The organism is Ruminococcus albus 7 = DSM 20455, from assembly GCF_000179635.2.
GTDB classification, from domain to species: Bacteria; Bacillota; Clostridia; order Oscillospirales; family Ruminococcaceae; genus Hominimerdicola; species Hominimerdicola alba.
Map to the genome: position 1 here is coordinate 63,874 of NC_014833.1, position 25,966 is coordinate 89,839.

The window sequence follows — 25,966 nt, forward strand, 5'->3', positions numbered from 1 at the left end:
AATTACCGCTATAATCGGGATAAACATATTTATATACGATATCAGAAAAGACCATGAGCAAATAAGCCCATGGTCTTGTGGTTTTATATACCGTAATTATCTCTTATCTCACGGGGGATCTTTCTGTCCCTGAAATAATACTCCCTGTCATGTTCGCCTATCTCCCTCTGCACTCTGCAGGGTGTACCCAGTGCAAGTACATTCGGGGGAATATCCTTTGTAACGACACTGCCTGCACCTATAACGGTGTTATCGCCTATGGTGACGCCCGGCAATATAAGCACTCCGGCGCCTATCCAGCAGTTTCTGCCGATGTGTACAGGCATATTGTACTGATACTGCTTTATACGAAGTTCGGGTACTATGGGGTGACCTGCTGTAGCTACGGTGACGTGGGGTCCGAACATGGTATGGTCACCAACATAGATATGTGTATCATCAACCAGGGTCAGTCCGAAATTAGCGTAGATATAGCTACCGAAGTGACAGTGCGCTCCGCCGAAATTTGAGTGGAATGGCGGTTCGATATAGCAGCCCTCCCCTATCTCAGCGAACATCTCTTTCAGCAGTGCGGTGCGTTTTTCACTTTCAGTGGGTCTTGTGTTATTGAAATCGTAAAGGCGGTCAAGACATTTTGTCTGCCAACCGATTATCTCCTTGTCATCGGGAAGATAAAGCTCGCCCGTATGCATCTTGTCAATTTCACCCATAGCCGTTACCTCCTTATACTGATATACTATATTATAACTCATCTGAGCTTATTTTTCAACATACTATTATTCAGCTGTTGAAAAATAAGCCCTACAGCCAGAAAAATATGTGAGAAAAAAGTGTCAGAAAGGCGAGTTTATCGTAAAAAGCCTTGATTTTAGTACAGTGATATGCTATAATATGTTATCAGATAAGAAATGCTATAATATGTTATCAGATAAATAGTATGAGCAAAGGAGAACATCAGATGTCAAAACGGTTTATAGCGGCTCTGCTTGCGCTGTCGATGTGCGCAGGATTTGCAGGCTGTGGAAGTGTCAGCAAAGGCAGCAAAGAAGCTGTCAATGGCAAAACTTCAAATACCGCAAGTAATAACGATACGACTAATGAGGGAAAAATAACAATACTCAACAATTTGAAATCTGAAAACATTCTTTATCATGATATTTCAGTCCAAGATTCCGACAAGCCCACAATAGAAGAGGCACTCATGTTTGCCGAGCTTGCTTTGGAACAATATAATGCAGCACAGTCGGGCGATGCTGAAAAATATAAGCAGACATTAAATTTTGAAAAAGTCCTTGACTCGATGGCGGATTCTTTATGTATAAGTATTTTCGTAGATAACAGCAATAAAGATATCAAGAGTGGTATCGCGTCCTTATGGGGGCTTATGCTGATGGCATCAGCTGATGAAGATAAGATAATGGATATCGAAAAAGCCAGAAGATCTTCTGCTAAGGATTTTGATAAGTTGATAAAGCAGCTCAACGAGGACTTTGATCCCAATGCACTTGAAATGTCACTCTGGACAAAAAGAGATTCTCTGTACCCTCTGGGTAATATCGATGATAAGACCATTGTTCGGATCTTTCTGTATGAATTTCAACGCGATGAAAATGCTCTGGAAGTCTATTTCAATATGGACGTGATCAATGATGAGTACATAACTTCACTGAAAAATATCGATGCGTGGTGTATAGACGGTGATATAGGTTTATTAATCAATGATGCAGAGCGTAAGATCAATAAATTTGCAGGCATGACAGCCGAAGAGATAGATCAGCGCCTAATGTATGAAGAAAATACATTAACAGCCCAAATGATATACGATTTTGTAGATGATTATTTCGCTCAAAAATCATCGGTGGGCGAAGATCTAAAGGAAGTCCTTGAAACAGACTTCCCTATGTGTTCTTCATCGGCAGGACTTGATCTCAGAGAAAATGAACCCGAAGCTGATGGCGATAATTATATATACAGTTTTTTGACCGTAACAGCTGAATACAACGGCACAGTATCTTTCGGTCCTTTAGACGAAGAAAAGGGTATGCCCGAATACGTGATATACACCGCAAAAGACGGGACAGCAACTAAATATCCCGATAACAGCGATGATTAAATATTTGTTCAGGAGGAATAAATTATGAGTAAGAAGATAATAGCCGCTATGATGGCGATAGTTATGTGTGCAGGTATTGCATCCTGCAGTAAGTCATCAGGCGGAGATGACAGCAAGTCAGCATCATCTGCGGCTGAAAAGTCGGAGGAGAAAAAGACAGATGTCACCACAGACGATGATACCACCGCTGAAAACGATACTGCGGACAGCACCGATGATTCATCAAAGGATGAAGTGCTTGTTTCCGATGAAAACACACTCAAGACTAATCACCTTACAATGAAGCTTATTGAACCGAATATCATATATATAGATGAGAACAATCTTGAATCCGAGCCTACAGAAGATGAGGTAAAGGCTGCCATCGATGCTATATTTGCACAGTATAAGGCTGCTGAGGACAAGGATGAGCAGGCTTTCATTGATTCTTTCAATTTCGGTATCCTCGTTGACCCCATAGCTACACTTAGCGAAGCTATGTTTGAGTACGACAATGAGAAGTCCGATGAAGAATTTAGGCAGTATCTTACAAGTACAAATCAGGGTACCAAATACGAAGTTATCGACGATGTTATAGGTCTGCTGGAAAAGATCGGTGATCCTGATATAAACAGTCAGCTTGCTGACGCTATGGATAAAAAGGACGGAACCAATCTGAAGGAACTCCTCAAAAAGCTGACAGACGGCGTAAAGCCCGGTGCAGAGGCTGTCAAGGAGAATCTTGATAATGAAACTATCTTCAACAGCAAGGAAGATATAAAGAAGATGGAAAACCTGGGTGATGATGCTACCTATGGTTTCTATCTGGAATACTGCGACAGGTACAACGATGAGCTGTATATGCGCATGACATTCTCGGTGCTGGCAGGAGATAAGGAGTACGACCTGGGCGGCGCAGAAACATGGTTCGTTGGTGATCAGCACGGTGTATTACTTACAAACGAGGCTTATGAGTATGAAATAGACGAAGAAATGATGAATATGAGCACAAAGCAGATATTTGAAGCTATGAAGACTCAGATGTCAGGAGAGTAATTATAAACAGGAGAAGAATATGAAAAGACAGGATTATCTCAGCTGGGACGAATACTTTATGGGTATAGCACATCTTTCCGCAAAAAGAAGCAAGGACCCGAGTACACAGGTAGGTGCCTGTATAGTATCAGAAGAAAACAAGATACTGTCTGTGGGATACAACGGTATGCCCACGGGCTGCAACGATGATGATATGCCTTGGGAGCGTGACGGAGATTTCCTTGAAACGAAGTACCCGTTTGTCTGCCATGCGGAGCTGAATGCGATACTCAACCGTTCTACAGGCAGTCTGAAAAATGCAAGGATATATGTATCTCTGTTCCCGTGTAACGAATGTGCAAAAGCGATAATCCAGAGCGGCATAAAGGAAGTAATTTACGGTGATGACAAATATGCCGATACAGACGGTGTAAGGGCATCGAAGAAGATGTTCAATATGGCTGGCGTAAAGCTGCGCAGATACGAGGATACAGGCAGGCTCGTGAGGATAGAACTGTAATAATTGTATATAAAACGGATGGTCATATGCTTCCGATGAAGTGCGGACGGTATGACCTCCGTTTTTGCGTTAGTTTACAAAAAGTTTACATTAATATCGGCAGTATCCCTTGACATACAGGGAGAAACTTGTTATAATATATAAGCATTCGTATTCTAAAGACAGTCGGCAGTAAGTAAGCCCGACCGAGGAAAAGAAAGCATCGTCAATAATGACTATGTATCTCTTTTGTCTTTGGATAAAAGGGATTTTTCTTTTAGATTACGCTTTGCGAGAAAACTGCAAAGAGGTGAATTTAAGAAATGCCAAGTGAGAAGACTTTACTTGCTAAGCAGGAAAAGGTCAAAGAGCTGACCGAGCTGATCAAGAACTCCGCAGCAGGCGTTCTGGTAAGCTACGAGGGTATCACCGTTGAGGAGGATACCAAGCTCAGAAAGGAAATGAGAGAGGCAGGCGTTAAGTACTTCGTTGAGAAGAACACAATGCTGAGATTTGCATTCAAGAACGCCGGTCTGGACGATATCACAAACGTACTCGAGGGTACTACTGCTATCGCTATTTCCGATGATGATCAGACTGCACCCGCAAGAATCCTCGGCAAGTTCGTTGAGGATACCAAGAACGAGAAGTTCAAGCTGAAAGCAGGTTATATCGGTAGTGAGGTATACGATGCAGCAGGTGTTACTGCTCTGTCCAAGATACCTTCCAAGGATACTCTGCTTGCTATGCTGGTCGGCTCCCTCCAGGGTCCGATGCAGAAGCTGGCTGCTACCCTTCAGGCTCTTGCCGACAAGGAAGGCGGCGACGCTGCATAATTTATGCAGCCTAAAGCTAAGGCGGACGGCTTAAAGCTCCGCACAACTAAAATATTTTATAAAGGAGATTTTAATCATGGCTTCTGAGAAGATTATGAATTTTGTAGAAGAGATCAAGACTATGTCTGTTCTTGAGCTGAAAGAGCTCGTTGACGCTATCCAGGAGGAATTCGGTGTAACTGCAGTTGTAGCAGCAGCAGGCCCCGCAGCAGGCGGTGCAGCAGCTGAGGCTGAGAAGACTGAGTTCGACGTTGTACTCGCTTCCTTCGGCGACAACAAGATGGCAGTAATCAAGGCTGTTAAGGAGATCACAGGTCTGGGCCTGAAGGAGGCTAAGGCTCTGGTTGAGGAAGCTCCTAAGGCTGTTAAGGAGGCTGCTCCTAAGGCTGAGGCTGAGGATATCAAGGCTAAGCTGGAAGCTGCTGGCGCAACTGTAGAGCTGAAGTAATTTCATCTTTTTGCTTACAAGACCCTCGTGTAAATCACGGGGGTCTTTTTGTGGTTATAGTATAGCGCATCACTTTATGCGACTGTATAACATGGTAAATAAAAAAGGATCGCCGATAAATCGACGATCCTTTTTACTATATAAGGACTGTATTAGTTCTTCTTCTTGGAAACTACTGCAACAGCGCCTGCGAGAGCAAGACCTGCCAGAGCAAGACCTGCGGTAGCACCTGTTGCCTGGTTTGTGTTGTCAGAAGCAGCAGCTGCGGAAGATGCAGTTGTAGTTGTGTTGTTGTTTACTGCAGCCTTGGAAGAAGCAGTTTCAGCAGCCTTGCTGGAAGACTCAGCAGCCTTGGACTCAGAAGAATTGCTGGAAGACTCATCAGCCTTGGACTCAGGCTGGCTCTCGGGAGCAGCTGCCTTCTCTTCACCGGTGATCTCGATGCCTGTTATGGAAGCATCCTTGCCCCACCAGAGCTGGCAAACTACCTGTGCAAAGTACTTCTCATCAGTAGGAGCACCCCAGTACTCTTCGCCCTTAGCGCCGAAATCAAATGTCAGTGTGTAAGCGCCGTCAGAACCCTCAGCAGTGATAGCCTTCTCTGCGCCTTCATTGCCCCAGGACCAATCAGTGTCATTCTGATCCCAGCCGCTCTTATTGCTGTTGAGCATCAGACCGCCGCCGAATCCGTCAGAATCATCAATGCTGAAAGAGATCTTAACTGCGGATACAGTAGCAGGATCATAAGGGCTTGCAGCCAGATCAACGTAGAGCTGATTGCCCTCCTTGACCTCAATATAGTCAAGACCTGTGTCGTTAGTGAAAGTGGTGTCTGCGAATGCAGGTATAGCCATTGTTGCTGCGATAGCCAGTGCAGACATTCCTGCAAAGATCTTAGAAATCTTCATATAGATTTACCTCCAATATTATTTTAAAATTTCGCTATATGCGGTATATCGCACATCTATGTACATATTTTAGTACAATGTCAAATAATTAACTAACCAATTATTGCGGTATAAAGCCTATTTTTGACCAATTATTGCGAATTATTACGAAATGTTATAAATTCGACTTAATTATAATTAAAATTAAGCTGATAAACTCAAAAAAATTAAGAAAGACCGCACAGTATCCTTTGATTTTTCGGTGTGTCAAAGAATACTTATCTCCGGTGCGGTCTTTTTAGATCAACAGAATATATCAGGAAAGCTTGGAGTATATTTTTCCGCCCATGAGCTCCTTGCCGTTAGCTGCAAAGAGTTCTGATACGGTAACTACCTGCCAGCCTTCGTCTTTCAGCCATGGTACTATTTCCTCCATAGCTTCTGCGGTCGCTGCATAATTCTCGTGGCAGAGAACTATAGCGCCGTTGAGTGAGCCGTTATCCTTTGCTTTTTTAATAGTATCAACTATTTTGTCAGAGGTAGCTTTGTTCCAGTCCTTGGTATCTACAGAACAGGATATAAGTGCTACATCATTGAGGGTCCTGGTTGTATCTCCGCCGCCGTCAAGATATGGCAGTCGCATCAATGCAGAAGGTTCTTCACCGATTATACCTTTGAGCTTTTCGCGGCATTTTTCGTATTCATCACGGATCTCTGCGGGCTTCAGCTTGGAGAGGTATGGATGTGTCATGGTATGGTTAGCTGTTTCCATGCCTTTCTCGTGAGCGTACTTAACCTGCTCCTCGGTCTTTATCTGACTTCCTATATAGAAGAAGGTAGCGTGGAAGCCGTTATCTGCCATAGTATCAATGATACGGTATGCAGGGTCACCTTTCTTGGCGGCGCTGGCACCGTCATCAAAGGCGATAGCGACCATAGGTTTATCCTTATCTATCCAGGATATATCCGCTGTATTGCTGACCGCTACGGGATCGCTGAATGTGTATTCAGCCTCCTCCTTTTTATCATCAGCTGTTTTTGCAGGCTCGCTGCCGTCACCTGTTGCAGATGCATTGTCAATATAGAAATCTGTAAGGCTGTCGGGTGATTCAACATACAGTACAAGCTTGGTAGCATCATCGGGGATAGTATAATCACCCTCAAGAGTGATCCATTCACCGTCGGGAGCGGTCTGCTGAGCAATCTGGTCATAGTGATCGCCGTCAGCGGCTGTATACTGCATAGTGAATTTCAGGGTAGCTTCCTTGCCGCTTTTCTGCATAGCATCGGTCTTGAATGAATAGGTACTGCCCTGCTTGAAGGTACCGCTGTCCAGCTCTATTGAAGCACCGTTCCAGTTATCCGTTCTGCCGCTTACGAACAGTGAGCCGCTTCCCTCGGAAGCCTCATCGGTGTTCTGTGCAACGGCGGCAGAGCCTCTGCTTGTCCAGCCGCACTCGTCCGATTCAAAATCAGCCGTGAAAAGACCTGCACCATTAGTGCTCTGTGGTTCGGGTTCTTTTTCATCGCTGCTCTTTTTGACTTCGGGTGCGGGGTCTGCGGAGTAATTTCCGTCCACGGTCAGTTCATTTTCGTATATTGTAGCCTGTCCGTTAGACTGATATCCTTCGATATTCAGTGCGACTTCGTACATATTACCGAGAGTGAGCCCTACCTGCTCCCATGCATCAAAGTGCTTGGATATGGATATGGTACCTTCGATCTTAGTGCCGTCGCCTGTGGGCTTATCCTGTCTTACGCTCCAGTACTGGTCAAATGTCTTGGTGCCGTCGATTGAGGGCTGTTCGTATCTTGTGGTCTTGTAGATATCGTACGTGCCGCCGTCAACGGTGACTGTGCCCAGGGATTCAGCAGCTCCGGGCGGCCTCCAGGAACCCCATGATTCTACGATGTAAAACTCTACCAGCGGATCTATTGTCCAGCCGTAAACGCACATATACGAATTTCCGTCGGGCTGATAGTCAACACCGTATTTTACAGAGATGTTACCAAGTTCCTTGTAGGTCTTCGTGCAGTCGAATTTCTTTCCTCTGCGGAACAGTGCATTGTTGATGTTGGACCACTTACATGAGAACGTACCGCCCTCGTTAATGGTCATTTCGGTGTCGCCCTTGTCTTTCCAGAGTTCGTAGTCGTAGCCATCGGAAGTGCCGCGGGCATTTTTGGTAAATACCTGTCCGTTCTTTGAGTCTTTGTTACTGTCAGCCTTAGCGCTGTCAGCGGACTTTTTGGATGAACTGTCCTTATCCGAAGAATTTCCGCAGCTGCCAAGCACACCTGCAAGACATATCACAGCAGCAACTCCCGCCATGACTCTCATCTTGAAATTATTCCTCATTCGGTTTATGACCTCTCTTTCCCGCACAGTTTTCAGCTGCTGTCTTTATTATAATAGTATTATCCTATGCATGATAAATGGTTAGCTGTTAAGAGTGATACTATAAATATACCGTGTATAATACCGCAGTCTGAGTGTGCGAATTTTATCATTCTATATTTTAGCACTTTTTATATTATTTTTCAAGTCAAAAATTGTTATTTGCTGTTAAATCAGAGATATTTTTTGTATCATTTGTTTATGCGAAGATTAATGACAATTAATATTATCGTTAATGTGCATATATAATAACTTTGAGAATAATTGCCGTATATGTCTGAAATGCAGATATATCGGGAAAAATCAGAGATGACACACTTAGGCGCTCGTTTTGCACGACCATTCTGATGATTATTTAAAGACTATTTAAGAATTTCCATGATATACTGGGTCATAGAAAAAGGGACAACAGGCCGCGGAAAGGAGAAACAACTATGAACAAGATACTTGAAGTAAAGGATCTTTGCAAAAGCTATGAGGTAAACAAAAGAAAGACAAATGTGCTGAACGGACTTGACCTGACGATAAACGAGGGTGAAATGGTGGCAGTAATGGGGCCTTCGGGTTCGGGAAAATCCACACTGCTGTATACTGTGTCGGGCATGGATAAGATGACAGGCGGCTCGGTAAAGTTTTGCGGAAGGGATATGGCTAAGCTCAGTGAAGGGGAGTTGGCTGAGATGAGGCTGGACGATATGGGATTTATATTCCAGCAGATGTACATGATGAAGAATCTTTCGGTGCTTGATAATATCATCCTGCCAGCTGTGAAGTCAAAGAGGACTAACGAATCCAGAAAGGAAACTATCCGCCGCGGACAGGACCTTATGCGCAAGCTGGGCATAATCGATACGGCGAACAACGATATCAACGAGGTATCGGGCGGTCAGCTGCAGAGAGCCTGTATATGCCGCAGTATGATAAATTCACCTAAGATGATATTTGCCGATGAGCCTACAGGCGCTCTCAACCGTACCTCATCAGAGGAGGTAATGGATGAGCTTACAAAGCTCAATGAGGAGGGTACAACAGTTATGCTTGTCACCCATGATGCAAAGGTGGCAGCCAAGTGCAGCCGAGTATTGTACATAGTTGACGGCAACATCAAGGGCGAATATGACCCCGACAAAACTCTCCCGGTGCATGAGCGTGAGAAGTCGCTGAACTCATGGCTTATCGACATGGGCTGGTGACGGCATAGAAAAGAGATACCGGATGCTTTGAATGTTCGGTCTTAATAAGTGGATACAACAATGCCCCGGAGCACTTTGAAAATGCTTCGGGGCAAAACTTATTTGTGGTGTCTGTCCGAAACGGCAGATTTTTGTGTGCAGTATCAGGCTCGAGGATGAGGCTTTTGCTTTGTGCAATATTACTTTCATTTGTTGAATAATGGTCAGTGTTTTGGTAAAAGTGGAGAATCACTACATAACCTATTGACATACTAGGGATTATTGTGATATACTGTGAACACAGAAGCGGTAAAATCCGTATTTCGTATCACAAAAAAACGAAAGGATGATAGATAATGGCAAATATCTACAAAAACATTGGTGAACTTATCGGCAAAACACCCCTGCTGGAAGCAGCAAGATTTTCCGAGGCTGTAGGCGCAGAGGGAAAGATACTCGCTAAGCTGGAATATTTCAATCCTGCAGGAAGCGTAAAGGACAGAGTGGCGCTGAATCTTATCGAGGATGCTGAGAAGAACGGCGTACTGAAGGCAGGTTCTACCATAATCGAGCCTACATCAGGCAACACAGGCATCGGTCTGGCAGCTGTGGGCGTTTCAAAGGGCTATAAGGTAATACTCACCATGCCCGAGACCATGAGTATCGAAAGAAGGAACCTGCTGAAAGCATACGGTGCTGAGATAGTTCTCACTGAGGGCGCTAAGGGCATGACAGGTGCTATCAAGAAGGCTGACGAACTCAATGCAGAGATCGAGAACTCTGTTATACTGGGACAGTTCGTTAACCCTGCAAACCCTGCTGTTCATCTGGCAACTACAGGTCCTGAGATCTGGGATGATACAGACGGCAAGGTGGATATATTCATAGCAGGTATAGGTACAGGCGGTACTGTAACAGGTGTTGGTCAGTATCTCAAGTCAAAGAATCCCGATGTTAAGATCATAGCAGTTGAACCTGCTTCTTCCCCTGTACTTTCTCAGGGCAAGTCGGGTCCTCACAAGATACAGGGTATAGGCGCAGGCTTTGTTCCCGATGTACTGGATACAAATGTATATGACGAAGTATTCGCAGTTGAGAACAGTGATGCATTTGCAACAGGCAACCGCTTTGCAAAGACCGAGGGCGTACTTGTAGGTATATCTTCGGGTGCGGCTCTCTATGCTGCTGCTGAGATCTCCAAGCGTCCCGAGAACAAGGGCAAGACCATTGTGGCTCTGCTCCCCGATACAGGTGAGAGATATCTCTCTACTGCACTGTTTGACTAAATCAGGCATCAGACTTATATAATAGAAATAAAAAGGATAGCTGTACTTCCACAGGTACAGCTATCCTTTGTTTTTATGCATAGCAACTGCCTCATTCGGGCAGTGCTGCGAATTTTTCTTCATCGTCGGGGCGTATTATCAGCTCGGGTGTGATGATGAAACAGGGCTGACCTTCATGCAGGAAGGTGCCGCTGATAAATCGCGGATTGACTTCATTGTTCACATCCGGCGGAGGCTGGATATCATCGTTTTCCGTTTCCACGAATCCTGTGATATTATCACAGAGCAGACCCAGACTCTTTTTTGTATCACATATTATTATGCATTCGCGGTCTGTAGTGACGCGGTCAGGATAACCGAATCGTTTTCTCAGGTCTATGACAGTTACGGTCTTGCCCTCATTTACGATAGTACCGTCAACATAATCAGGCAGATCGGGGACTTTGCAGGCATTCTGTGCAGGCACAATCAGACGAACATCTGAAAAGCCCATTGCAAATGTTCTGCCGTCAACAGTAAAGATCAGATATTTATTCTGGCTTTCCTCCAATATTCACACCTCCCGATGGGATCATTGTATTTTTGCTATTACATGGGCTGCTATCTCGTCCAGCGGAAGACTTATATTAGCAGCACCGTTTTCCGCAGCCACCCTGGGCATACCGTATACTACCGCAGTCTTTTCGGATTCTGCTATGTTGTATGCACCGAGCTTTCGCATATCCAGCATACCCTTGGCACCGTCACAGCCCATACCTGTCAGTATGATGCCTATGGCGTTTTCTTTTGCCGCATAGGCTGCCGATGAGAAAAGCACATCCACAGAGGGACAGTGGCCGTTGACCTTTACGCCTTCCTCGCTTGTGATAAAATAGCCCTTTCTGTCGCGGAACAGTCGCAGATGTCTGCCACCTTCAGCTATCACCACCATGCCGCGTGTGAGGTATGTTCCCGAAACTGCCTCGCTTACATCCAGCGGAAGTGAAGCGTTCAGCTGGGCGGCATAGATCTTGGTATAGCCTACGGGCATATGCAGAACGCATACTATCGGCGGGCTGTTGGAAGGCAGATCTTTAAGCAGCTCGGGTAAAGCGTTGGTGCTGCCTGTTGAACCGCCTATAACTATCACTTGATCTTCGTTTGTCTTCTGGGGACTGAGACGCATCCTTACAGCACTGGTACAGCTTTTTATACTCTGGCTGACCCTTTGCAGGAATTTTTCATCTGCACCTGCATCTATCTGATGCTGTACTACATCTATGGCACCTGCAGTAAAAAGTGAAGAACGCGGACCTTTATTTGCGGTAACTGCGATTATCGGTATGGAGTATCTTGGACAAAGATCTGAAATGAAGGCAGCGGCATCGGATGCTTCGCCTCCGTCAATATCCAGTACTATAGCAGAGGGTTTACTCTGAGCTATCATAGCCTTGGCGTTCTTGCGCATACCGGTAGCGATGATAGTGCCTGCAGGCAGAAGTACTGCGAGCCTGGCTGAGAGCAGCTCGCATATCATTATATTATCTGAAATGATGTATATAGTCATACGCTGCTCACCTCCGTTATCTTGCGGTAGATAGCAGGCTTCTGTTTTACATAGGGGATGTCATCGGGTGCTGATTCTGCGTGCCCTATGTAGAGATATCCTCCGTCCTCGGTGGCATCGTAGAAGCGTTTGCATAGCTGTGACTTTGTTTCATCGTCAAAATATATCATAACGTTGCGGCAGAGGATAAGGTCAAACTTTTTTTTGAAGTTGATCTCCTCCATCAGGTTGTGATATTTGTATACGACGTTCCTGCGTATACATTCCTTGACCTGATAAAGACTGTGTGATGTCTTGTCAAAGTACTTTGTACGCCATTCTTCGGGAAGGGCTTCAATAGCTTTTTCGGTGTATATCCCCCTTGCAGCCTGCCTTAATGCGTTGAATGAAATGTCGGTCGCGAGTATCTTCAGATCCCAGTTTGAACGTTCGGGACCGAAATACTCGTCAAGGCACATGGCAAGATTGTAAGGCTCGTTGCCATAGGAACAGCCTGCTGACCATATCCTGAGATCGTGATCCTTTATAGTCTTTTCTGCTTCGGGGAGGAATACCTCGCGCAGATGATCGAAATGATCGGATTCACGCATGAAATAGGTGTGGTTGGTAGTAAGCTTGTTTATCAGGTTTGCGACTTCCCTGCCTGAGGTATCATCAAACACGGTCTCAAGATATTCGCTGAAGCTGCTGAAACCGCAGTCTGCGATGTGATTGGCAAGGCGCGATTGTACAAGGAACTGCTTTCCTTCGAGGTCAATGCCGTAGCCTGATTTGACGAAATGTACAAGTCTTGCAAAATCATATTCGTTTATACCTGAATCGACGTATACTGACACAGCAGCAGACCTCCTTCCATGTGGAAAACGCGGTGTTCTATACAGTTGATTATACCATATTTTTCTGATATTTTCAAGAGGTTTTGTGTTTTTGGTACAATTGTTATAATCTGTGTGTTGTGATATCGGTGCGCTCGATAGAATGCCGATCTATGGTATGCATGAAAAATCAGTTCTATTTTAAAAGATTTTATATACATCAGACAATGGCGGAGGTGTGATGAGATATCTTGATTGTGCATAGTGATAAAGTGAACGTAAAATTATATAATGTCATTGACAAATTATTTAAACGGTGCTATACTATAATCATCAGGAAAGGGGTGAGATGATGAATAAGAGCGTGTATAGTCTGGTGCTGGCGGATGAAGTGGTAGAAGCTATCGACCGTATGGCATATTCGATGAATACCAGCAGATCAAATCTGATAAACCAGATACTGGCAGAACGTGTAAGTCTTATGACTCCCGAGATGCGTATGAGGAAAATTTTCAGCGAGATCGAACAGCTTATGGATCAGCGCTTTATGTTTATCGATCAGCCCTCGGATCATATGGTAGCCATAAAAAGTCCTGTGCGGTACAAGTACCGTCCCACACTGAGGTACAGCCTTGAACTCAGCAGAGATATGCAGGGCAAGGTGGGACGGCTGAAGGTCTCTTTCAGGACAAAGAGCGAACAGCTGACAGCCGCGGCAGATGATTTCTTCAGGGTGTGGAAGCGTGCTGAGGACAAATATCTTGCAAAGGTATTCCCCGAGGGGGTACCTGCACAGGCTGAAAACGGCAGGTATACAAGAGATCTGTATTCGCCCATAGCCGAGCGTCTTTCAGATGAAGAGATAGCAGGTGCGGTGGCAGGGTATATAAGACTCATGGACGGCTGTATACAGACCTATTTTGACGGGCTTACCGAGGGGCGAGATCGCTCGGCTGAGATAGGCGCGGAATATGGGGCTTATGTGAAGACGGTCACGGCGGTGATATAGGACGGTGGAACATAAGAAAGAAGAATTAAAGAGAGGAGACCAACAATGAGTGTTAAAAAGAAAATCTACTATGCACTTTGCTTTGGCTGTTTTATTTGTGGTATAATTTTATGTTATTTTTCTAAGATCAATGGTAAAGAGATGCAAAATAGACTTATAATGGCTACCATTTTTGTCACGACATCATATTTTATGTTTCCTTTTATAAGTAATGAAAAAAAGGATAGAATTCTTATTTCATTCTGTATAAATGTGTCAGTATTTTTGTTTTCTTTAGCTGTTGGAATTAAATCACTTACTTACTTGTTTAATAATGATACATCAAATTGGATTATTGATCTTTTTGCTGCATTAGGAATTTTGTTGATGGCATCTGATTTGGCATATATTATAATATCTTTTATTGCTTCGTTCTATTCTATTGTTTCAGGTGTAATAGGAAAGATCGTACAATCCAATGTTAAAGGAAAATATATGACATTAAAAAAAGTAATTACAGCTTCTACTGCTTTACTCGCAACAGTAACAACATCGTTGGCTGGTTTTTTCGCATTAATAAAATCAGCAAAGAGTATTATGTAAATCAAGTTTTTATATAAAGGAGGACAAACAATGAATATGCAGAAATTTACCGAGAAATCGGTGCAGGCTGTACAGGATGCGCAGAATATCGCGGCAAGGCAGTCAAATCAGGCGATAGGACAGGAACATCTGCTGAGCGCACTGTGCCTTGATGATAACGGTCTGATACCCCAGCTTCTCACACAGATGAGCACGGATATCAACGCTTTCCGCGGCGCACTGGACAGGGCTGTTGATAAGATACCGAAAGTCACCGTGGGCGGACGCGCACAGGGTCAGATATATATTTCCAGCGAACTTGACCGCGCACTTGCCGAGGCAGAAGCACAGGCAAAGCAGATGGGCGATGAGTTCGTATCCGTTGAGCATATATTCTTAGGTATAATGGAATGTGCAAACAGCGAAGTCGCAGAGGTACTGCGTACCTTCGGCATAAACAAGACAGGTTTCCTTGCGGCGCTGAAACAGGTGAGAGGAAGCGCAAAGGTCACAAGCCAGAACCCCGAGGAGACTTATGATGTACTGAAAAAGTACGGTCAGGAGCTGGTAGGTCTTGCAAGACAGAACAAGCTCGACCCCGTTATCGGCAGAGATTCCGAGATAAGAAACGTTATCCGCATACTCTCCCGTAAGACAAAGAACAACCCTGTGCTGATAGGCGAACCCGGCGTAGGTAAAACAGCCGTTGCCGAGGGTCTTGCACAGCGTATCGTCAGCGGTGATGTGCCCGACAGCCTGAAAGACAGACAGATATTCTCGCTTGATATGGGCTCGCTGATAGCAGGTGCAAAGTTCCGCGGCGAGTTTGAAGAGAGATTCAAAGCCGTTGTAAGCGAAATAAAGAAATCCGAGGGCAAGATAATACTGTTCATCGATGAACTTCACACCATCGTGGGCGCAGGAAAGTCCGACGGCGCTATGGATGCAGGAAATCTGCTGAAGCCTATGCTGGCAAGGGGCGAACTGCACTGCATCGGTGCCACCACCCTCAACGAGTACAGACAGTACATCGAAAAGGATAAAGCCCTTGAAAGACGTTTCCAGCCCGTTATGGTAGATGAACCCAGCGTTGAGGATACAATATCCATACTCCGCGGCATAAAGGAGAGATATGAGGTATTCCACGGCGTTAAGATACAGGATCAGGCGCTGATAACAGCGGCTGTGCTTTCCGACAGATACCTGACAGACAGATTCCTGCCCGATAAGGCTATCGACCTTGTGGACGAAGCCTGCGCACTTATCCGCACAGAGATGGACTCCATGCCCACCGAACTGGATGACCTGAGAAGAAAGATACTCCAGCACGAGATCGAGGAAACTGTGCTTAAAAAGGAAAGCGACAAGCTTGCCGAGGAACATCTGGCAGAAGTTCAGAAAGAACTTGCCGATATGAGAGCGCAGTACGACGAGATGCGTGCTAAGTGGGAAAACGAAAAGAACGCTATCTCCAAGGTGCAGAAGATACGCGAGGAGATAGATGCTGTAAACGGCGAGATAAAGCAGGCAGAGCGCGACTATGACCTCTCAAAGCTGGCAGAACTGAAATACGGCAAGCTGGAAAATCTGCAAAAGGAACTGGCAGAGGAAGAAAAGAAAGCAGAGCAGTCCTCAAAGAGCAATACCCTGCTTAGAGATAAAGTCACCGATGACGAGATAGCGCGTATTATATGCCGCTGGACAGGCATACCCGTTGCAAAGCTTATGGAGGGCGAGCGCGACAAGCTGTTAAGGCTTGAAAGCATACTCCATGAAAGAGTTATCGGACAGAACGAAGCTGTTGAAAAAGTCAGCGAAGCTATACTCCGTTCAAGGGCAGGTATCGCAAATCCCAACACACCTATCGGTTCGTTCCTGTTCTTAGGACCTACGGGTGTGGGCAAGACCGAACTTGCAAAGACCCTTGCACAGGCACTGTTCGATGACGAGAACAATATCGTCCGTATAGATATGTCGGAGTATATGGAGAAATTCAGCGTAACAAGGCTGATAGGAGCGCCTCCCGGATACGTGGGATATGAAGAAGGCGGTCAGCTGACTGAGGCTGTACGCAGAAAGCCTTACTCCGTTGTACTGCTGGACGAAGTCGAGAAAGCTCACCCCGATGTGTTCAATATACTCCTGCAGGTGCTCGATGACGGCAGAGTTACCGATTCACAGGGCAGAACGGTAGATTTCAAGAACACCGTTATCATACTGACCTCAAACCTGGGCTCACATTTCATACTTGAGGGCATCGACGAGGAAACAGGAGATATCAGCGAGGAAGCAAGGGACAATGTCAACGACCTGCTGAAAACTCATTTCCGTCCCGAATTCCTGAACCGTCTTGACGAGATAGTAATGTACAAACCTCTGCTGAAGAGCGAGATATACAGCATCTGCGGACTGATGCTGAAGAGCCTTGAAAAACGTCTTGCTGAAAAGCGCCTGAAAATGGAGCTTACCGAATCTGCAAAAGCGGCGATAGTCGATCAGGGCTACAATATGGCATTCGGCGCAAGACCCCTGAGAAGATTTATCCAGAGCCATGTGGAAACTCTGCTGGCAAAGGCAATAATCAGGGACGACCCTGCCGCTGACAGCCTGATGAAAGTCGATTATGACGGAAATGATTTCTCCGTTGAAACGATAGCACCCGAGATAAAAGAATAAGTTATTTATACTGAGGACAGCCGCAAAAGACTGTCCTCATTTTTTGCGCGATATGTTACTGCCTATTGACATTAGGTGCGATACTGTGCTATACTGGTTTTTGTCATGAATATGTTTTTTAGGAGCGTGTTATAGATGAAAATTAAACTTTTTGCCGCCTGTGCTGCAGTGACTATTGCGATATCGGGCTGCGGTAATGTCATCGGGAAGAACAATTCTGTAGTTCCTCCTGCACCAAAGAATACAGAAGCAGTTACCACCCCTGAGGAGGATTCGGCGGATACATCTGAGGTGCCTGTGGATTCTTCGTCACCCGAAACGACCACCACAAAAGCCGATAAAAAAGCCACAACGACAAAAGCTCCGAAAACTACCACTTCTGCTGTTACCACCACGGCAGCCCCGGAGGTCGGCAGCTATGAGTATTTTAACGGCTGTATACTCGCCAATTCGGGAACTCCGCAGGTGCGTGCCATGGAGGAGTATTACTACAGCAGTGAAAACGGAAGATATCTGGCGGACTGCGTTGATGTTTTCGCTGACAGCGCAGGAAATGATATAAACACCTACCTGATGATGATACCCACCTCACAGGAATTCTATACCCCCGATGACCTCCGCAGCAGCTATCCCGATCAGAAGACCTGTGCGGATGATGTGTATTCCATGATGACCTCGGGCAAGGGTGTGGCTGTTAATTCCATACTGGAGGAGCATAAATCGGAATACCTGTATTCCCGTACAGACTACCACTGGCAGCCGCTGGCGGCGTACTATGCCTCAAAGGTGTTCGCTGAAAAGGCAGGGGTGGATTTTGCAGATCTCAGCAGCTATGAAAAGGTTGAGCGCGAGGGTTATCTCGGTGCATTCTATACGGTGAACGGTATATATCCGCTGGAGGAGTACCCCGATACATTCACCTACTACAAGCCTGCAAACCTTGATGCGCTGACGGTGCTTTTCCACGATACATATTTCGGTGAGGGTGTGCCGAGTTCGCTGTTTTTTGAGAATAACGACATCTCCGCAAGCTACACCGTATTTGTTGGTACTGATGATACTATACTCGAAGTCGATACCGATACCGACAATGACAGAGTGCTGGTCATATTCAAGGACAGCTACGGCAACGCACTGGTGCCATTCCTGACCTCGTCATTCTCAAAGATATACCTTTGTGATAACAGGTTCTTCAATATCAACTCTGTTGATTTTGTAAAAGAAGTCGGTGCAACGGATGTGCTTTTTGCCCTGGGCGCGGCATCATCAGGCAGCTACGATAAGATATCTCTTATCGAATCAAATATGGCACAGTCGTAAGGCTGGTACTTATACAGAAGTTTTATGCTATCTATTGGGGAAAACCCTTTGGTTTCCGAAAACTTCTATTTCTTCTGGGCAGGGGGTAGCTATGTTTGCAAACATGGCTACCCCCTGCCTTTTTCTGTCTTTATAAAAAAATCTACCCCGCCCCAAAGAGTTAAAAGTCTACAAAGGCAAAGCCTTTACAGACGGATTCGTGGGATAACTTTTCTTCAGAAAAGTTTCCCCCGATAAATAATATAAACTTCCGTATGGGTACCCGCCTGACGGTGGTGCACAAAAAGGGGCTGTTGCAGCCCCTTTAATCATACTATCATCAGTTCTCTTTTCTCGTTGTTTTTACGCTTTTGGCAAATTCATAAAACCAACTATCTGCGCTTTCAAGCTCCTCATCGGATATACTCTCCTTACCGTTGCATGGCGCAACAACAAATGAAAAAATAGTATCCACAAAATTTTCATCCAAACAGTGAACTTGTATTCTTGAATAGCTTCCTCTAGTCTTATCATCAATACCATCTGCAGTGTTATCTCTGAATATAATAACTGCTCTATTACCGTCTTTTTTAACAGAATAAGTAAGTAGTTCAGGCGCTTTCTGGTCTAATGGATTATTTTCTTTTACTATTTCTTCACTATATTTTCTAAGATTATCGTCTGTGTATTCTTTTAGGTCAAGCTCTGCCACAATAGTATTTATAAATCTGTTTTTGTGTATTGCATATTTCTGACCATTATCCTCATATACGTAAGCAAAACAATTGAAAATGTCGCCCATATACGCTGGAAGTTCGTAGTGTATATCAAAACTGTGATCACTCCCAGGATACATATATTTATCTGGGAAACTGAAATTATCATCGGGTTTCGGAAAGTCATCCAATGAATTGATAGTATATCCCGCCGCCATAATTAAATATTCGTCATCAAAGTTGATATGCGAAACTGTTTTTGTTTTAGGATCTATACTGACCTCGTAAGAATATCCAAAACTGCTATAAGCACCATCCTTGAAATAGCTGTATGGTTGACTCATAGAAGCATCTTCACCTGTTTTTTGGGGAACAACGTAGGTATCCGTTACCATATCCCTCAAGTATACAAGTTTTTCTGCTTCTTCGATATCAGGTTCACCCCAAAGCCTGCGAATCTCTTCTATTGGCATACCTGCTTTCACACCCTTGGGAAATACCACATTTTTTGTGTTACACAATACCATAACATTACAATCCGATAAAAACTGCTTCTCTTCTTCCGTTGTTACATTGAAGTAAAAGCTTGTTTTAACACCATCAATGGTAACATTGTAAATACTTGGTTCTGCTATGATCGTTGTGGGATCTTGACCTTGGCTTATTCCAGCCAGCTGATTCTCATCCAGTTCCACACCATCCATATCAAACAGCTCCTTAGCCGTCATGGGAAGCCTTATCACCTTTTCACCCACCTGAAATACATCAGTATACATTTCCGCATTCAGTACTTCATCAGCTATCTTTGTCTCAGAATCGATTTCATTCTCCGCGGTAGTGTCATTATTTTGATTTTCTTCATTTCCACTTTTTTCGACTTCTGTTGTATCATTAGTAATTTTACTGGACTGTGTAACGATTTTACTTTCGTTATCTGCATTTCCGCAGCCTGTGATACAGCCACAGATACATACAGCTGTTATGAGCAATAATAATGCTTTTGTTTTCATAAAATCCTCCATAACAAAAAAGTATTTAGTTTTGTCGCAATATCTATTATAACCGTATCGACAAATAATGTCAATATATTGGTTAGATAAATTTTGAATAAAAAACAAAGAGCTGTTACGCGCGCAACAGCTCCTTATGTGATCGATAATTTATCGTTTATCAGATCATGGAATCTTCCCAGCAAGCAGGTGCTTCGATACCGAATATCTTCAGTACAGTAGGCGCTACGTTAGCAAGACCGTACTTCTCGCTGTCAGCATCCTTGATCTCGTACTTGTCCTTGCTTACGATGTAGAAAGGAACTCTGTTCAGGGAGTGAGCAGTTCTTACATTGATCTCACCCTTCTTGTTCTTCTCCAGCATCTCGTCAGCGTTGCCGTGGTCAGCTGTGATGAGTACAGTGTAGCCGTATTCCTCAGCGACCTTCAGCAGTCTTGTCAGACCCAGATCAACAGACTCAACACCGATGATAGTAGCGTCCATAGAACCTGTGTGGCCAACCATGTCACCGTTGGGGAAGTTGCATCTGATGAAGTCATACTTGCCGCTCTTGACAGCCTCGATCAGGTCGTCGGTGATCTCAGCGGACTTCATCCAGGGTCTCTGGTCGAAGGAAACCTTATCGGAGGGGATCTCCTTCCAGTCCTCGGAAGCGAACTTTTCGCTTCTGTTGCCGTTCCAGAAATATGTAACGTGACCGTACTTCTGTGTTTCGGATACAGCGTAGGACTTCAGACCTGCCTTCTCCAGTACCTCGCTCATAGTATCCTTGATCTCGGGAGGATTTACAAGGTACTTGTTGGGGATGTGGAGGTCGCCGTCATATTCCAGCATACCTGCGTAGATAACGTCGGGCTTAGCGCCTCTGTCGAAGTATGTGAACTCATCGCCGCCGTCGAATGCCATAGAAAGCTCGATAGCTCTGTCGCCGCGGAAGTTGAAGAGTACAACGCTGTCGCCGTCAACTATCTTGCCGACAGGAGCGCCGTTCTCAGCGATAACGAATGCAGGAAGATCCTGGTCGATAGCGCCTGTCTCGTTTCTGAGAGTCTCAACAGCTTCAAGAGCGTTAGCAAACTGTCTGCCCTCGCCCTTTACGTGAGTTTCCCAGCCGAGCTTTACCATATCCCAGTCAGCCTGATATCTGTCCATGGTGACCTTCATTCTTCCGCCGCCGGAAGCGATCTTAGCATCGAATGTAGCGTCATTCAGCTCAGCCATGCACTTCTCCAGATCCTCGATGTAGATGGGAGCGCTTGTTGCGGGAACATCTCTGCCGTCCAGGAGTACGTGTACTCTTACCTTAGCGGCGCCCTGCTCCTTAGCCTTAGCTATCATCTTCTTCAGGTGAGAGATGTTGGAATGAACGTTACCGTCGGAAAGCAGACCGATGAAGTGAAGAGTGCTGCTCTTGGTCTTAACGTTGTTTACCAGTTCGTTCCAAGTCTCGGAAGCGAACATCTTGCCGCTCTCGATGGACTCGTTAACGAGCTTAGCACCCTGAGAATAGATCTGACCGCAGCCAAGTGCGTTATGACCTACCTCGGAGTTGCCCATATCGTCATCGGTAGGCAGACCAACTGCACTGCCGTGAGCTTTCAGTGTGGTATAGGGACATTCTTTTTTCAGTCTGTCCAGTGTAGGTGTGTTAGCCTCGGTAACAGCGTCACCGAGATGTGTAACGGAAATACCGATACCGTCCATTACAACGAGGATTACTTTTTTGTTAGACATATTTTAAGTCCTTTCTGTATATATTACCGAATCGTCTGCCAAGCGCCCCCGCCGCAGCGGGGGACCCGACAGCCCTTCGGCCTTAAAATTCAGCCGAAACTGTTACTTTGCTTTGCCCTGATTTGCCACACTGTTCATTTTTGCAGCAAGCTCATCGGGGTCGCACAGATACTCCTTGCCGATCACGTTGAATTCGTCATCAAATTCATATACCAGCGGTGTTGCCGTAGGTATATTCACATTGATTATCTCCTCATCGCTGAGACCGTCAAAGTACTTTACCAAAGCTCTCAGGCTGTTGCCGTGAGCTGCTATCACCACACGTCTGCCCGATTTTATCTGAGGTTTTATCTCCTCTTCAAAGTAGGGAACAGCTCTGGCGATGGTATCCTTGAGACTTTCCTGCAAAGGTAACTCTGCGGGATCTTCCTCGCGGTACTTCGGGTCCTTCTTCGGATTCCTTTCGTCATCCTCGGTTAGTGCCATCGGAGGGATATCAAAGGATCTTCTCCAGATCTTCACCTGCTCCTCGCCGTATTTAGTGGCAGTTTCGCTTTTGTTCAGACCCTGGAGAGCGCCGTAGTGCCTTTCGTTGAGCCTCCAGCTCTTAACTACGGGCAGCCACTCTCTGTCCATCTCGGCCAGTACATTGTTGAGGGTATGTATAGCTCTTTTGAGGTATGAGGTATAGCAGATATCAAAGTCATAGCCTGCCTCTTTCAAGACCTTGCCGGCCTTCTTTGCTTCCTCAACACCTGCCTCGCTCAGCTCAACATCAGTCCAGCCCGTGAACTTGTTCTCCTTGTTCCACTCGCTTTCGCCGTGGCGGATGAGTACCAGTTTCATGCTCATATTAAATTGTCCTTTCGTTTATCTCACTGTCCGCGCATGAAGGACAGCGGGATACTTATTTATAATAAATGCTTTGCGCATATATTACCGAAAACAAATAAGAATTAAATATACACCGTAGGGTGTGAAGTTCAGATGCTGTCAATCCAGATCTGAAAATCTCTGTCTGCAAACGGCATAAGCCATAAGCATGAAGATAAATGCTGCAAGGTTTGCCCAGCCGCAATACTCCATCACGCGGAAATGCGCTGTTGTGAATGCTTTGTAATCAGCGCCAAGGCTTGCGTGAGCCTTTATGACGTTTGAGTATAATAACCTGTAGACTACCGTAGATGCAGGGAGCATCAGGAACGACAGTATGCCGATTATCAGCGGATCCATATCCTTGTCCATCATCAGTTTCAGCAGGAACCATAAGATGAAGTAAAGTATGATACCGCCGAACAGTACTCCTGTCAGTGTTTTGTCAGGATCTATGGCAGGGATCTCACTTATATCGAGATCGAACAGCTTTATCAGCGTGTTGTCATATACCGCAGGACGGAAGATCAACAGCACTGTTATCAAAAACATATATATCACTTCGGATACTACCGAGAGTGTCATAAGTCTGCGAAGAAGTCTGCTTCTTTTCATAATGAATACACCTCATAATTTACGTATAAGATCTATCCCCAAAAAACTCTATGAAAAAGGGGCGGGCTGACCCGCCCCCCGATGTGAAGCAAAAATAATTATTAGCCGTTTACAGCTGCCTGTACGATAGTGTTGAAGTCAGCAGCCTTCAGTGAAGCGCCGCCGATAAGACCGCCGTCAACGTTCTCCTTGCTGAGCAGCTCAGCAGCGTTGCCTGCGTTCATGGATCCGCCGTACTGGATAGTAACTGCCTGAGCGGTAGCTTCGTCATACAGCTTAGCAAGTGTAGCTCTGATGAATGCGCAAACTTCCTCAGCCTGGTCAGCAGTAGCAGTCTTGCCTGTGCCGATAGCCCATACAGGCTCATAAGCGATAACAGTCTTCTTAACGTCCTCTGCAGATACGTCGAAGAGATCCAGCTTGATCTGACGAGCGATAACTTCCTCAGTGATGTTGCACTCACGCTCCCAGAGCAGCTCGCCTACGCAAACGATAGGCTTCAGACCTGCAGCCAGAGCAGCCTTTGTTCTCTTGTTAACAGTCTCATCAGTCTCACCGAAGTACTGTCTTCTCTCGGAGTGACCGAGAACAACGTACTCAACGCCCAGCTCTGTCAGCATATCAGCGGATATCTCACCAGTGAAAGCGCCGCTCTTCTCGAAGTGAACGTTCTCAGCGCCTACCTTTACGTTAGAGCCTGCAGTAACATTTACAGCAGTTTCCAGGTTGGTGAAAGGTACGCAAGCGATGACCTCAACGTTGCCCTCTGCATTTGCTACGAGGGGCTTGATAGCCTCCAGCAGTTCCTTAGCCTCGGGACGGGTCTTGTTCATCTTCCAGTTACCTGCGATGATAGCTTTTCTTACGGATTTCTTCATTGTAAAAAACTCCTTTATATTTGAGATAAGATTAAAACCTACATTGATAATTATACAACAATAGCGGTTCAATGTCAATGCTTACGGCAAAATTTATAACAAAACGGCGCTCCCCTTCCGGAAAGTGCCGTGTGGTCATAAACAGTATGTGACTGAATATTGTTTGATGCTTTGTTATTTTCCGACGCAGAATTTTGAGAATACCTCAGCTACTACTGCTTCGGTGGCTTTTTCGCCTGTGAGTTCAAGCAGAGAATCCGCTGCGAAATCTACCATAACAGTTACAGCATCGAGGGTTTCGCCCATATCGAGGGCTTCAAGTGCGGCTTTAAGATTCGTGTGTGCTTTGTCAAGACACTGCTTCTGCCTTTCGTTGGCGAATATGGTGCTGTTTGCATCATAATTTTCGGGTGTGAATATCTTTTCCACAGCTGCTTGTATCTGTGCCCTGTCATCGCGGTTCTTTGCGGATATGTAAACTATATTCTCACTGTAACCCCTGAAAAAGCCTTCATCAACCGCGCTTTCAAGGTCGGATTTGTTCAGCACGATAAGACTTCTTTTGCCCGATGCCTTTACCTTTTCAAGCAGGGCGATATCGTCCTCGTCGGGGCGTACGGAAGTATCGAATACCTCGATAACGAACATACACTCATCAAGGCGCTTTTCAGCCATTTCAACGCCTATCTTTTCCACCCTGTCTTCTGTATCGCGTATGCCTGCGGTATCCGAAAGCCTGAATACCAGTTCGCCAAGCTTTGCGCTTTCTTCAATGACATCTCGGGTCGTGCCTGCCACCTCTGTTACTATTGAACGGTCATATCCCAGCAGAAGATTCATCAGGGTAGATTTACCCACATTCGGCTTGCCTGCGATAACAGTGTCTATGCCCTGCTTTATCAGCATACCGTTATCGTGGTCAGCGATAAGCTTACCTGTTACTGACAGTGCTTTCCCGATACTTTCGCGGAGGGCAGTTTCTTCAACTGCGGGTAGGTCTTCCTCGGGATAATCCACCCATGCCGCCAGTTCTCCCAGAAGCTTTACAAGGTCGCCTGTGACTTCATGGATCTGCCCGAAAAGACTGCCCTGTCTTGTGAGATTTGCCGAAGCAAGGGCATATTCGCCCTGTGCGGCTATGGTATCCATAACAGCTTCAGCCTGAGTAAGTGAAAGCTTGCCGTTCAGCATCGCCCTCTTTGTGAACTCGCCTGCCTGTGCAGGTTCACAGCCGTTTTCAAGACAAAGTCTCAGCACTTTTTTAGTGACATATATACCGCCGTGACAGGATATCTCGCAGACATCCTCGCCTGTATATGAATGGGGCGCACGGAAAACAGTCAGCACGCCGTCATCAACGGTCTTGTCACCGTCATGTATCTGACCGTAGGCGCAGGTGTAGCCCTGCATTTTTTCAACACTCTCACAGGTGAAAGGTTTGAAAACTTCAGCCGCGCAGTTTATCGCATTCTCGCCGCTTATTCTTATAACAGATATACCGCCCTCGGCAAGGGGGGGCGATATTGCACATACTGTTGACATTCTGTCACTCCTCTTGATTTTCATGGATAAGTTTAGAT

General features: G+C 45.5%; 23 protein-coding genes and 1 other annotated feature. Of the genes, 11 read left to right on the plus strand and 12 right to left on the minus strand.

Annotated features, from left to right (window positions below; translation table 11 throughout):
- Positions 1-83: 83 nt before the first annotated feature.
- On the minus strand, positions 84-710 hold the full coding sequence (locus tag RUMAL_RS00360) for a sugar O-acetyltransferase (RefSeq protein ID WP_013496825.1): 627 nt from the start codon (positions 708-710) through the stop codon (positions 84-86).
- A 248-nt stretch (positions 711-958) separates the two neighbouring features.
- On the opposite strand from RUMAL_RS00360, the gene RUMAL_RS00365 reads away from it, so the two are divergent.
- The 5 genes from RUMAL_RS00365 to rplL all read left to right on the plus strand — a co-directional run bounded on the left by RUMAL_RS00365 (position 959) and on the right by rplL (position 4,910).
- Entirely contained in the window at positions 959-2,113 is a 1,155-nt protein-coding gene (locus RUMAL_RS00365) for a hypothetical protein (protein WP_013496826.1), read from the plus strand.
- 24 nt (positions 2,114-2,137) lie between these two features.
- On the plus strand, positions 2,138-3,148 hold the full coding sequence (locus RUMAL_RS00370; RefSeq protein ID WP_013496827.1) for a hypothetical protein: 1,011 nt from the start codon (positions 2,138-2,140) through the stop codon (positions 3,146-3,148).
- A 19-nt stretch (positions 3,149-3,167) separates the two neighbouring features.
- On the plus strand, positions 3,168-3,647 hold the full coding sequence (locus RUMAL_RS00375; RefSeq protein ID WP_013496828.1) for a deoxycytidylate deaminase: 480 nt from the start codon (positions 3,168-3,170) through the stop codon (positions 3,645-3,647).
- A 137-nt stretch (positions 3,648-3,784) separates the two neighbouring features.
- Positions 3,785-3,910: a sequence feature (ribosomal protein L10 leader region), on the plus strand.
- A 39-nt stretch (positions 3,911-3,949) separates the two neighbouring features.
- Positions 3,950-4,462: a 50S ribosomal protein L10 gene (gene rplJ / locus RUMAL_RS00380; RefSeq protein ID WP_013496829.1), complete on the plus strand. Its 513-nt coding sequence runs from the start codon at positions 3,950-3,952 to the stop codon at positions 4,460-4,462.
- 76 nt (positions 4,463-4,538) lie between these two features.
- Positions 4,539-4,910: a 50S ribosomal protein L7/L12 gene (rplL, locus tag RUMAL_RS00385; RefSeq protein WP_013496830.1), complete on the plus strand. Its 372-nt coding sequence runs from the start codon at positions 4,539-4,541 to the stop codon at positions 4,908-4,910.
- Positions 4,911-5,062: 152 nt separating this feature from the next.
- Here rplL and RUMAL_RS00390 read toward each other — a convergent pair whose 3' ends face one another.
- Together RUMAL_RS00390 and RUMAL_RS22800 are read right to left on the minus strand one after the other, a co-directional pair.
- The gene (locus RUMAL_RS00390; protein ID WP_013496831.1) at positions 5,063-5,818 is read right to left on the minus strand and encodes an NPXTG-anchored protein; all 756 of its coding nucleotides are present in this window, start codon (positions 5,816-5,818) and stop codon (positions 5,063-5,065) included.
- Between the two features lie 295 nt (positions 5,819-6,113).
- Positions 6,114-8,156 (minus strand): glycoside hydrolase family 11 protein, encoded by a 2,043-nt coding sequence (locus RUMAL_RS22800; protein WP_013496832.1) that lies wholly within the window; start codon positions 8,154-8,156, stop codon positions 6,114-6,116.
- 473 nt (positions 8,157-8,629) lie between these two features.
- Between RUMAL_RS22800 and RUMAL_RS00400 the strand changes: the two genes are divergently transcribed.
- Positions 8,630-9,388, plus strand: coding sequence for an ABC transporter ATP-binding protein (locus RUMAL_RS00400; protein ID WP_013496833.1), 759 nt, complete (start codon positions 8,630-8,632; stop codon positions 9,386-9,388).
- A 335-nt stretch (positions 9,389-9,723) separates the two neighbouring features.
- Entirely contained in the window at positions 9,724-10,653 is a 930-nt protein-coding gene (gene cysK, locus RUMAL_RS00405; RefSeq protein WP_013496834.1) for a cysteine synthase A, read from the plus strand.
- Between the two features lie 91 nt (positions 10,654-10,744).
- Here the strand turns inward: cysK and RUMAL_RS00410 are convergent, their stop codons facing one another.
- Genes RUMAL_RS00410 through RUMAL_RS00420 form a run of 3 tightly spaced genes read right to left on the minus strand, consistent with a single transcriptional unit; the run spans position 10,745 to position 13,035 of the window.
- Entirely contained in the window at positions 10,745-11,203 is a 459-nt protein-coding gene (locus RUMAL_RS00410; protein ID WP_013496835.1) for a chemotaxis protein CheW, read from the minus strand.
- A 21-nt stretch (positions 11,204-11,224) separates the two neighbouring features.
- Positions 11,225-12,199, minus strand: coding sequence for a chemotaxis protein CheB (locus RUMAL_RS00415; RefSeq protein ID WP_013496836.1), 975 nt, complete (start codon positions 12,197-12,199; stop codon positions 11,225-11,227).
- Positions 12,196-13,035 (minus strand): CheR family methyltransferase, encoded by an 840-nt coding sequence (locus tag RUMAL_RS00420; protein WP_013496837.1) that lies wholly within the window; start codon positions 13,033-13,035, stop codon positions 12,196-12,198. Before RUMAL_RS00420 ends, RUMAL_RS00415 begins: the two co-directional genes overlap by 4 nt.
- A gap of 328 nt (positions 13,036-13,363) precedes the next feature.
- On the opposite strand from RUMAL_RS00420, the gene RUMAL_RS00425 reads away from it, so the two are divergent.
- The 4 genes from RUMAL_RS00425 (at position 13,364) to RUMAL_RS00440 (ending at position 18,580) form a co-directional block, all read left to right on the plus strand.
- Positions 13,364-14,023, plus strand: a complete 660-nt coding sequence (locus RUMAL_RS00425; protein ID WP_013496838.1) for a hypothetical protein — start codon at positions 13,364-13,366, stop codon at positions 14,021-14,023.
- A gap of 45 nt (positions 14,024-14,068) precedes the next feature.
- On the plus strand, positions 14,069-14,605 hold the full coding sequence (locus RUMAL_RS00430; protein WP_013496839.1) for a hypothetical protein: 537 nt from the start codon (positions 14,069-14,071) through the stop codon (positions 14,603-14,605).
- 30 nt (positions 14,606-14,635) lie between these two features.
- Entirely contained in the window at positions 14,636-17,260 is a 2,625-nt protein-coding gene (gene clpB / locus RUMAL_RS00435) for an ATP-dependent chaperone ClpB (protein ID WP_013496840.1), read from the plus strand.
- Between the two features lie 135 nt (positions 17,261-17,395).
- Positions 17,396-18,580 (plus strand): DHHW family protein, encoded by a 1,185-nt coding sequence (locus RUMAL_RS00440; RefSeq protein WP_013496841.1) that lies wholly within the window; start codon positions 17,396-17,398, stop codon positions 18,578-18,580.
- A 319-nt stretch (positions 18,581-18,899) separates the two neighbouring features.
- On the opposite strand, the gene RUMAL_RS00445 is transcribed toward RUMAL_RS00440, so the two are convergent.
- The 6 genes from RUMAL_RS00445 to mnmE all read right to left on the minus strand — a co-directional run bounded on the left by RUMAL_RS00445 (position 18,900) and on the right by mnmE (position 25,928).
- Complete coding sequence (locus tag RUMAL_RS00445) at positions 18,900-20,285, minus strand: hypothetical protein (RefSeq protein WP_013496842.1); 1,386 nt, start codon at positions 20,283-20,285, stop codon at positions 18,900-18,902.
- A 160-nt stretch (positions 20,286-20,445) separates the two neighbouring features.
- Positions 20,446-22,020: a 2,3-bisphosphoglycerate-independent phosphoglycerate mutase gene (gene gpmI, locus RUMAL_RS00450; RefSeq protein WP_013496843.1), complete on the minus strand. Its 1,575-nt coding sequence runs from the start codon at positions 22,018-22,020 to the stop codon at positions 20,446-20,448.
- 102 nt (positions 22,021-22,122) lie between these two features.
- Positions 22,123-22,872, minus strand: coding sequence for a 2,3-diphosphoglycerate-dependent phosphoglycerate mutase (gene gpmA, locus RUMAL_RS00455; protein ID WP_013496844.1), 750 nt, complete (start codon positions 22,870-22,872; stop codon positions 22,123-22,125).
- Positions 22,873-23,013: 141 nt separating this feature from the next.
- The gene (locus RUMAL_RS00460; protein WP_013496845.1) at positions 23,014-23,508 is read right to left on the minus strand and encodes a hypothetical protein; all 495 of its coding nucleotides are present in this window, start codon (positions 23,506-23,508) and stop codon (positions 23,014-23,016) included.
- A gap of 101 nt (positions 23,509-23,609) precedes the next feature.
- Positions 23,610-24,386, minus strand: coding sequence for a triose-phosphate isomerase (gene tpiA, locus RUMAL_RS00465; RefSeq protein ID WP_013496846.1), 777 nt, complete (start codon positions 24,384-24,386; stop codon positions 23,610-23,612).
- Between the two features lie 174 nt (positions 24,387-24,560).
- The gene (gene mnmE, locus RUMAL_RS00470; RefSeq protein WP_013496847.1) at positions 24,561-25,928 is read right to left on the minus strand and encodes a tRNA uridine-5-carboxymethylaminomethyl(34) synthesis GTPase MnmE; all 1,368 of its coding nucleotides are present in this window, start codon (positions 25,926-25,928) and stop codon (positions 24,561-24,563) included.
- Positions 25,929-25,966 lie beyond the last annotated feature (38 nt).